The 8,127-nt window shown below is 61.3% G+C and carries 9 protein-coding genes; 6 read left to right on the top strand and 3 right to left on the bottom strand.

Features of this window, described 5'->3' with window-relative positions:
- Nucleotides 1–1,119, bottom strand: a 1,119-nt coding sequence (locus ACEW8G_RS11765; protein ID WP_373488609.1) for a cysteine peptidase family C39 domain-containing protein, incomplete at its 3' end; no start/stop codon positions are given.
- Nucleotides 1,116–2,357 carry an HlyD family secretion protein gene (locus ACEW8G_RS11760; RefSeq protein WP_373488608.1) on the bottom strand — a complete coding sequence of 414 codons (1,242 nt, stop codon included), beginning with the start codon at nucleotides 2,355–2,357 and terminating at the stop codon, nucleotides 1,116–1,118. The genes ACEW8G_RS11765 and ACEW8G_RS11760, both read right to left, overlap by 4 nt.
- A gap of 145 nt (nucleotides 2,358–2,502) precedes the next feature.
- Between ACEW8G_RS11760 and ACEW8G_RS11755 the strand changes: the two genes are divergently transcribed.
- The gene (locus tag ACEW8G_RS11755; RefSeq protein ID WP_373488607.1) at nucleotides 2,503–3,912 is read left to right on the top strand and encodes an efflux transporter outer membrane subunit; all 1,410 of its coding nucleotides are present in this window, start codon (nucleotides 2,503–2,505) and stop codon (nucleotides 3,910–3,912) included.
- A gap of 58 nt (nucleotides 3,913–3,970) precedes the next feature.
- Here ACEW8G_RS11755 and ACEW8G_RS11750 read toward each other — a convergent pair whose 3' ends face one another.
- On the bottom strand, nucleotides 3,971–4,276 hold the full coding sequence (locus ACEW8G_RS11750; RefSeq protein ID WP_373488606.1) for a hypothetical protein: 306 nt from the start codon (nucleotides 4,274–4,276) through the stop codon (nucleotides 3,971–3,973).
- A 196-nt stretch (nucleotides 4,277–4,472) separates the two neighbouring features.
- Here ACEW8G_RS11750 and ACEW8G_RS11745 point away from each other — a divergent pair, with 196 nt between their 5' ends.
- Genes ACEW8G_RS11745 through ACEW8G_RS11725 form a run of 5 tightly spaced genes read left to right on the top strand, consistent with a single transcriptional unit; the run spans nucleotide 4,473 to nucleotide 8,126 of the window.
- A complete protein-coding gene (locus tag ACEW8G_RS11745; protein ID WP_373488605.1) occupies nucleotides 4,473–5,237 on the top strand; it encodes an SDR family NAD(P)-dependent oxidoreductase in 765 nt (254 codons plus the stop codon).
- Between the two features lie 16 nt (nucleotides 5,238–5,253).
- Nucleotides 5,254–5,892, top strand: coding sequence for a glutathione S-transferase family protein (locus ACEW8G_RS11740; protein WP_373488604.1), 639 nt, complete (start codon nucleotides 5,254–5,256; stop codon nucleotides 5,890–5,892).
- A 1-nt stretch (nucleotide 5,893) separates the two neighbouring features.
- On the top strand, nucleotides 5,894–6,865 hold the full coding sequence (locus ACEW8G_RS11735) for a thiamine pyrophosphate-dependent dehydrogenase E1 component subunit alpha (protein WP_373488603.1): 972 nt from the start codon (nucleotides 5,894–5,896) through the stop codon (nucleotides 6,863–6,865).
- Nucleotides 6,862–7,896: an alpha-ketoacid dehydrogenase subunit beta gene (locus ACEW8G_RS11730; protein WP_373488602.1), complete on the top strand. Its 1,035-nt coding sequence runs from the start codon at nucleotides 6,862–6,864 to the stop codon at nucleotides 7,894–7,896. The genes ACEW8G_RS11735 and ACEW8G_RS11730 overlap by 4 nt, the downstream gene beginning before the upstream one ends.
- A complete protein-coding gene (locus ACEW8G_RS11725) occupies nucleotides 7,896–8,126 on the top strand; it encodes a biotin/lipoyl-containing protein (protein ID WP_373488601.1) in 231 nt (76 codons plus the stop codon). The genes ACEW8G_RS11730 and ACEW8G_RS11725 overlap by 1 nt, the downstream gene beginning before the upstream one ends.
- Nucleotide 8,127: the final 1 nt, after the last annotated feature.

Raw genomic sequence — 8,127 nt, 5'->3', positions numbered from 1 at the left:
ATAACGGTTGCGCCATCCTGCCTCACGCACGGCCTCGTTCACGTGGAGCTTGATGGCGCGCATGGAACGCATTGTTTCCATCGTATAAGTGTCTTCCCGCGCTTCGGCGATAATCTCTTCCTCGGTCCGCCGACGGATTGCAGGGTAAATTGCGGCCCTGAAAAGGACGTAGAGCAAGGTTGTAGCGACGGTAACGATCATCAGCGGAACACTGATCAACGCCATGACGATCAGCGTCGTGATGGCCAGCACTGCATCGATAAGCGCATTGACAATCCCCTGCGTCAGGATGGTCTGAATCGGTTCGACTGAGCGCAGGCGCGACATCAGGTCACCAACATGGCGACTTTCAAAATAGCGGGTCGGCAGATGCAGCATATGGCGCACGATGTTTCCGCCCAGCTGAAAAGACATCATCTGCCCAAGCGTCAGCACAACCCACGAACGCAGCGCCGTAATGAGGATGTTGATTGCATAAACCAGGCCGAAACCTGCCACGAGGAGCATGACAAGATTGCCATCGCTTTGCCCGATTGCCTCATCGATGGTCAGCTGCATGAAGAACGGCAGCGCCAATGCCGTCATCTGCAGCAGAAGCGAAAGCAACAGCACCTGCGTAATCGCACTGCGGAAGTTGACCAGACGCCCCCACAGATCAGACAGGTGCAGCTTGACCCGGGCATCGATCGGTTTGAAATCTGTTGTCGGGCACAGCTCCAGCGCGACGCCGGTGAAATGCTTGCTGACCTTTCCCATCGGGACCTCGCGGCGCCCGGTGGCAGGATCGAGAATGGTTATGGTGCGCGTGTCGACGCGTTCCAGAACGACAAAATGGTTGAGGTCCCAATGCAGGATGGCGGGAACTGCCAGCTTGCCAAGTTCTTCCAGCTCAAGTCGCAGCGGACGGGGGGCCAGGTGCAACTGGGAGGCGATCTCGATGAGCTGGGCCAGCGTCGCACCCTTCATCGATATAGGATATTGCCGCCGCAATCCGCCGATGTTTACCTTGTGGCCATGGTGCGCGGCAACCATTGCGACGCACGCCAGCCCGCATTCAGCAGCTTCGGCCTGAAGCATAGGCCGCATGCCGCGCGACCATGGCCATTCTAGCGCAGTCATGATCCGACCGCCTTGAAAACAGGTCCGAAGAACACTTCCCAGAGGCTGCGGTCCTCAAGGATCAGATTTGCGGTCAGCGTCATGCCGTCGCGAAGCTGGCCAGACTGGAACCTCTGGGTGGCCTGATCGGGATCGATGGTCACCCTCACCCGGAAAACGGGTTCGCCAGCCGTGCCTTGCGTCAATCCGGCGGAGGGGGCAGGCACGGATGAAACCCATGTGACTGTCCCTGAGCTGGTGCCATATTTTTGATAAGGGAAGGCGTCGAACATCAACCGCACCTTCTGACCAGGCTTGACGAACCCGACGGCACTGGAAGGCGCATAGAGCTGCACTTCCAACGTTCCGGTGGCAGGGACGATCGCGGCCAGTACGGTCGTTGCATCAACGCGCTGGCCAGGCATCACCGCCAGATCGCCGACCGACCCTGCAATGGGGGCCGTGAGCGTCAGCTTGTCCTGCCGCAACAGCCGCGCGCGCTGCTCGGCCAGCGCCGCCATGCGTTCAGTAATCTGTGATCCCGATTGATCCGCGCCGATCCCGCGCGCGGCAATCTGTGCTTCCACCGTTTTGAGCGACTCGCGCTGCGTGATGATCCGCTCGGCAAGCGCCTCCCGATCCAGCTTTCGCGAGAGCAGTGCAGCCTCTTTTTCCTCGAGTTCGGCCTTGGTCGCAGCGCCTTGTTTCATCAGCCGTTGTGACCGTGACAACTGCGCGTCATTCAAGCGGATCTGCTCAGCCATCAGCTTTTCCTGGCGCAGCAGCGATTCCAGCGACTGGCTGATGCTTTGCTGCTGGTTTTGCAGCGAGACTGTCTCGGTCGAGCCCAAAAGGCTTGTCAGATCCTTCTGACGACGCAGTTCGTCATACTGCCGGTCGATTTGCATGAGCTGACCAGCCATGCCTTCGCCGTCAGCATCGCGGCCCTGCGTCAGCGAGATCGTTAACAGCTCAGCACCGGCCGCGACCTTGGCACCTTCGCGCACGAGGACCTTCTCAACCTTGGCTTCGCCCGGAGGCGTGATTCGTGCGACACCTTGCGAGTAGGCGATAAGGCCGCGCACCTGCGCCCGCTTGGCGTAGCTGCCGAATGTCAGCAATATCCCAAGCGCAAACACCACCAACACGATGAACGTGGTGTAGATGCGCGCCGACGGCGGAACGGCGGCAACCACCGTTCCGGTCAGCCGCTGGCGACCGGCGTCGATCACTTCCTGCCGGAAGAGCGGAGTGTTCATGCTGCGCCTGTTGTCTGCATCTGCGCAGGTCTAGGCTGAAAGTCTCAAAACGTGATTAACGATCGGAAAACCAACGGTTTCGGCTTTTGTAACTTATTGCGGCTAATAGCATCGACAGAAACGTCCAATCCGGCGTTCATCACGGATGGGTATGAGACAGGCACAGATAACCCGGGCACTTGGTGTTGCAGCGTTGGTCTCCTTTGCAGGAGCGGTGGCAGCATGCGCGCCCAGCGTGCAGCTGGCGGTTGCGCCCGACATTCATTCCGCAACCTGGGCGATACATGCCAGCGGAGCAGCCTTTCCTGCCCAGGCTGACATACCCGGCGCCGCCCTCGACTGGGCGGCGTTCGGTTCGCCCAGGCTGGATGATTTGCTTGATCAGGCGCGTGCTGCAAATACTGATATCGCCATTGCCAATGCGCGCATCGCACAGGCAGCAGCAGACCTTCGGATTGCCAGAGCGGCCAATGGACCGGCGCTGGAAGCCTTTGGAAGAGCTGAATCAAACGCACGCGGCGGTGCGGGGGATAATGCCTTTCGAGACACCTACATCGCGGGCGACCTTGATCTGACGTACACCCTTGATCTGTCAGGCAGGCTCAAGGCCGGCAAGAAATCAGCTTTCGCGCGCTATCGCGCAGCAGGCTATGAGGCGCAGGCCATGCGCCTCAATATCGAAGCAGCGGTGGCATCCGCATATGTCGATTACGCCGCTTTGTGTGACCGGATCGCGATCGCCGAGCAGACGCTGGCCAACGCCAGAGAATTTGAGCGCACACTGGGACTGCGCGCCAAGGAAGGGATCATCAGCGAGGTCGACGCGGGGTTGCAGGCCGCAGAGGCCAACAGCCTTGCTGTCGAGTTGTCGAGACTGCAAGAGGCACAAATCCGAACCTTGAATGCACTGGCAGTGCTGGTGGGCGAAGAGGCACCGCTTTTCAGCCTTCAGCCCGCCAGTCTGGCGGAATTCACGACACCACAATTCATGCCGCTGCAGCCGGCAATGCTGGTTACCCGAAGGCCTGATATGCTGGCGGCGGCGGCTATCATCGAGGCGACCGAAGGCGATGTTCAAAGCGCGCGCGCAGCATTTATTCCTGACATTGAGATATCGGCAGGTGCATTCGTGGACAGCGCAGCCAATGGCGGCATATTCAGTCCCGGCTTTGCGCTGGCATCGCGCGTTCTGGCAACGATATTTGACAGTGGCCGCCTCAAGGGACAGGTTTATCGTGCGACTGCAGAGCAAAAAGAAGCAGTCGATCAATATCGCAAGACCTTGTTGGGGGCTTTGGCCAGCGCGCAAAACGCGCTTGCGGGTACGACAGCGACGGCCGAGCGAGCGGCATTGCTTGAGCGATCACAGCAGATCACTGCACGCACCGCTGATCTGGCGCGGCGCCGCTTCGCCGAGGGCAGCGATGACTTCGGGACCGTTCTGATCGCCGACCGCCGCAGACTGGAAGTAAAGGACTCCTATGTCCTCTCGCACCAGGATGCCCTCAACAACGCCATTGCGTTGTACACAGCTTTAGGTGGCAGGCCACAATAGGAGCGACCCAGGCTGGTGACACGTCGCCGCAGTGTGACGCAAACCTGTGCATGGGGTCTTAAGCCGAGTTTACGACGCCGCACACCACTGAACGCTCGTTCCGCACTGGCGCTTTATCTCCCATATTGGCGGGCAGGCCAACCACCGGCGAGGTTTCACGGGCGGTGACGCTGCCGGCTGTGGGATCGGCGGCAATGTCGGCGAGGCTGACCGAGCCAAATACAATTGGCGCGACCTCATCGAGCCGCTCTTCAACAATCTCAATCAGCGCTCGCGGCTGGGCAATACGATTTCCGCCATCACCAGCCCGACGCAGCACCAGCCGCCGTTCGGCTACGTGCCCAGTTTGCAGTCGTTCGTTCAACGGCTCTCTGAATGCCGCAAGCCGGCGTCACGTGATACCCATCGTGAGCAGCGCATTGGTGGCCTTGCCGGATGAGGCGAAGCGCATCACGTAACCGGCTGCCGTGCATGCAAGCTGTCATTTTTGCTGGTTACCGGGACTTGGCATTTCCGATACCCTCTCATCCAAGCAAAACACAGTTGAGGAGAGCGCGGCGATGGATCTGGGACTTGCTGGCAAGAAAGTCATCATCAACGGCGGCGCGCATGGCCTCGGGCTGGCCGCGCTGCGGCAATTTGCGACCGAAGGCGCCGATGTCGCCTTCCTCTCGCGCGAGCAGGCCAAGGTCGATGCAGCGGTGGCGCAGATCGATGCCGCCGGCACCGGCAGGGTGTTCGGGACCGCCATCGACATCACCGGCAATGTTGAAGGCTACAAGGCATGGCTCGCCGCGTCGGTCGAAGCGCTGGGCGGCTGCGATATCTTCGTGCACACCGCCAGCGCATCGGGGCAGGGGGCAACCGGCGATTGGCAGCGATGCCTGGACATGGACATCATGAATGCGGTGCACGGGGTCGAGGTGCTGACCCCGGCGCTGACCGAATCGGACTGCGGGTCAATCATCTTCATGTCGTCCACCGCCGCGCTGGAGACGTTCGTTGCGCCACAGGCGTTCAACGCGCTGAAGGCCGCGCTGATCACCTACGGCTCGCAGCTGTCGCAGGCGTTCGCCGCGCAGGGCATCCGCGTTAACTGCATCTCGCCCGGTGCGATCGAATATCCAGGCGGCAACTGGGAGATGATCAAGGGCGTGGTTCCCGCGCTGTATGAAGGCACGCTTGCCAAGATGCCGATGGGCCGGTTTGGCGAGCCCGAAGAGGTTGCCAAGGCCATCGTCTTCGTCGCCAGCCCGGCCTGCCCGTATATGACCGGGGCGAACGTCGTCATCGACGGCGGCTTCACCCAGCGCGTGCAATTCTGATCGGCAAAGGACGGTTATGAAGCTCTATCAATCGATCGGCCCCAATCCGCGCGTCGTACTGATGTTTTTGGAAGAAAAGGGCGCCGTCATCGACCGCGCCTTTGTCGACATCATGAAAGGCGAAAACCGCCAGCCGGATTTTGTCGCGCTCAATCCTTTCGGGCAATTGCCGCTGCTTGAGATGGACGATGGCACCCATCTGTCCGAAAGCACCGCGATCTGCGCCTATATCGAAGAGAAATTCCCAGCGCCGCCGCTGATTGGCAGCACGGCGGAGGAGCGCGCGGTGACAAACATGCTGGTGCGCAGGCTCGATTATGACGTGGTCGCCCCGATGACCACCGCATTTCGCGGTGCCGAAGGCCTGCCGATGTTTAAGAACCGGATGCGTTGCTTGCCCGAGGCCGCCGATGGCCTCAAAGCATCTGCGCGCGATGGCTTGGCCGCGTTCGACGCGCTCATCGGCGACAAGACGTGGCTGGCGGGTGAGCGTTTCACGCTCGCCGATATCCTGCTCTATTGCTTGACAGAGTTCGGCAAGCAGGTTGGCCAGCCGTTGCCGGAGGAGCTTGCCAATTTGCAGGCCTGGTCGGCGCGGGTCGCTGCCCGCCCCAGCGCGACTGCCAGCCTCAACGCCCAGACAGGGATCGCCTGACATGACCATAGATCGTGAAAAGCTTCTCGATATTTACACCCGCACGATGAAGGTGGCGCAGTTCGACGAGACGATGCGCTCGCTGCTGATGAGCGGCAAGCTCGCCACCATCTATTACACGATGCGCGGGCAGGAGCTGGTGACTGCGGCTATGATGGCGGCGTTGAACGAGGACGACTATCTTGTCACCACCTATCGCGGCCAGCATGACCAGATCGCCAAGGGCGTGCCGCTGGGCCTGCTGATCGCCGAGATCGCCGGGCGCGCCACGGGCACATGCAAAGGCAAGGGCGGGTCGATGCACATCACCCATCCCGCCACCGGTGTAATGGTCACCACTGGCGTGGTCGGATCCGGCCTGCCGATCGCCAACGGCTTTGCCATGGCCAGCCAGAACCGGGGCGATGGCAAGGTCACCGTCACCTGCTTTGGCGATGGCGCGACCAACATTGGCGCATTCCACGAAGCGATGAACATGGCGCAGCTCTACAAGCTGCCGGTCATCTTCTTCTGCCAGAACAACCGCTATGGCGAGCACACCGCCTTTGCCGACCACACCAAAGTGGACAGCATCGTCACCCGCGCCGCCGCCTATGGCATGAAGGGCATGAAGGTTGACGGCAACGATGCACTGGCCATGTATCAGGTCGCCAGGGAAGCTGTCGACCGCGCGCGCTCGGGCGAGGGCCCTACGCTGATCGAGGCGATGTGTTACCGGATGATGGGGCATTTCTTCGGCGCAGACTTTTCGTACATGCCGCCCGACCATATCGCGGAAATGAAGGCGGAGGACCCGCTGCCCAAGTTGCGCGCGCTGATGCTGGAACATCAGTTCACTGAAAGCGAGCTGGATGCCATCGTCGCCGGGCTTGCGCAGGACGTGGACGCTGCCGTGCAGTTCGCGCTCGACAGTCCGTTCCCCGATGCGGACGAAATCCGCAAGGATGTATTCGAAGAGGAGATTGCCGCATGAGCGATGCTGCAACGCTGGAGGCCAAGGCCTCCGAGGCGAAGGTCAAGCAGATCACCATGGTGCAGGCGCTCAACGCAGCCATTGATGAGGCGATGGCTGCGGACGAAGGCGTCATCCTGCTGGGTGAAGATGTCGCCGCCAAGCAAGGCGGCGGGGTATTCAAGGTGTCCTCGGGCCTGACTGAAAAATATGGCGAACATCGCATTCGCGCGACGCCGATCTCCGAACAGGCGATCATGGGTGCGTGTGTCGGCGCGGCTGTCGCGGGGATGCGCCCGATTGCCGAGATCATGCTGATGAACTTCGTCACCGTGGCGATGGACCAGATCGTCAACCACGCTGCCAAGCTGCGCTTCATGAGCGGCGGGCAGACCAACGTGCCGCTGGTCATCCGCACCACCACCGGCGTCGGCGTCGGCTTCGGCGGCCAGCATTCGGATATGCTGGAGGCATGGTTCGCGCATGTGCCCGGGCTGAAGATCGTCACGCCATCGAACGCTGCCGACGCCAAGGGGCTGATGCGCAGCGCCATCGAATGCAACGACCCGGTGATCTTCATCGAAAACATCCTGTGCTACGGGCTCAAGTCGGACGACCCAGGCGTTGATCACCGCGTGCCGCTGGGCAAGGCGGCGGTGCCACGCGAGGGGAGCGATGTGTCGCTGATCACGTATGGCCGCACCGTGCTCGACGCGCTCGAGATTGCCGAACAGATGGCCGCCGAGGGCGTGTCGGTTGAGGTGATCGACCTGCGCACCATCGCGCCGTATGACGAGCCGACCGTGCTGGCATCGGTGCGCAAGACGGGCCGCGCGGTGGTGCTGCACGAGGCGGTGCGCGCTTATGGAACCGGCGCGGAAATTGCATCGCGGCTGCACGAGGCGCTGTTCAACGAGCTGAAAGCCCCGGTGCAGCGGGTGGGCGGCGCGTTCTCTGCCGTGCCAATGGCCAGCGTGCTCGAACAGGCATGGATACCAAGCAAGGACGCGGTCAAAGCCGCAATCCGCACGACCATGGGTTGGACGCGTTGATGGCGCACGATATCCGCATCCCCAAGCTGGGCATGAGCGTGACCGAGGTGACGCTGATCGAATGGATGTTCGGTGACGGCGAGACGGTTGAAAAGGGCGACGTGCTCTATACGCTTGAGACCGACAAGACCTCGACCGAGATCGAGGCGCAGGAATCGGGCGTGCTGCGCGTGACTGGCGAAGAGGGCCAGACCTACAACATCGGCGATGTCATCGGTTCGATCGGGTGAG

The organism is Blastomonas sp., assembly GCF_041747255.1.
Classification (GTDB): domain Bacteria; phylum Pseudomonadota; class Alphaproteobacteria; order Sphingomonadales; family Sphingomonadaceae; genus Blastomonas.
Note: the sequence above shows the minus strand (reverse complement) of the source record. Positions and strands in the feature narration are given on the sequence as shown.

Bases quoted from the DNA above. Each gene is read 5' to 3' on its own strand.
- ACEW8G_RS11760 (WP_373488608.1), bottom strand. From the start codon at position 2,357: ATGAACACTCCGCTCTTCCGGCAGGAAGTGATCGACGCCGGTCGCCAG.
- ACEW8G_RS11755 (WP_373488607.1), top strand. From the start codon at position 2,503: ATGGGTATGAGACAGGCACAGATAACCCGGGCACTTGGTGTTGCAGCG.
- ACEW8G_RS11745 (WP_373488605.1), top strand. From the start codon at position 4,473: ATGGATCTGGGACTTGCTGGCAAGAAAGTCATCATCAACGGCGGCGCG.
- ACEW8G_RS11740 (WP_373488604.1), top strand. From the start codon at position 5,254: ATGAAGCTCTATCAATCGATCGGCCCCAATCCGCGCGTCGTACTGATG.
- ACEW8G_RS11735 (WP_373488603.1), top strand. From the start codon at position 5,894: ATGACCATAGATCGTGAAAAGCTTCTCGATATTTACACCCGCACGATG.
- ACEW8G_RS11730 (WP_373488602.1), top strand. From the start codon at position 6,862: ATGAGCGATGCTGCAACGCTGGAGGCCAAGGCCTCCGAGGCGAAGGTC.
- ACEW8G_RS11725 (WP_373488601.1), top strand. From the start codon at position 7,896: ATGGCGCACGATATCCGCATCCCCAAGCTGGGCATGAGCGTGACCGAG.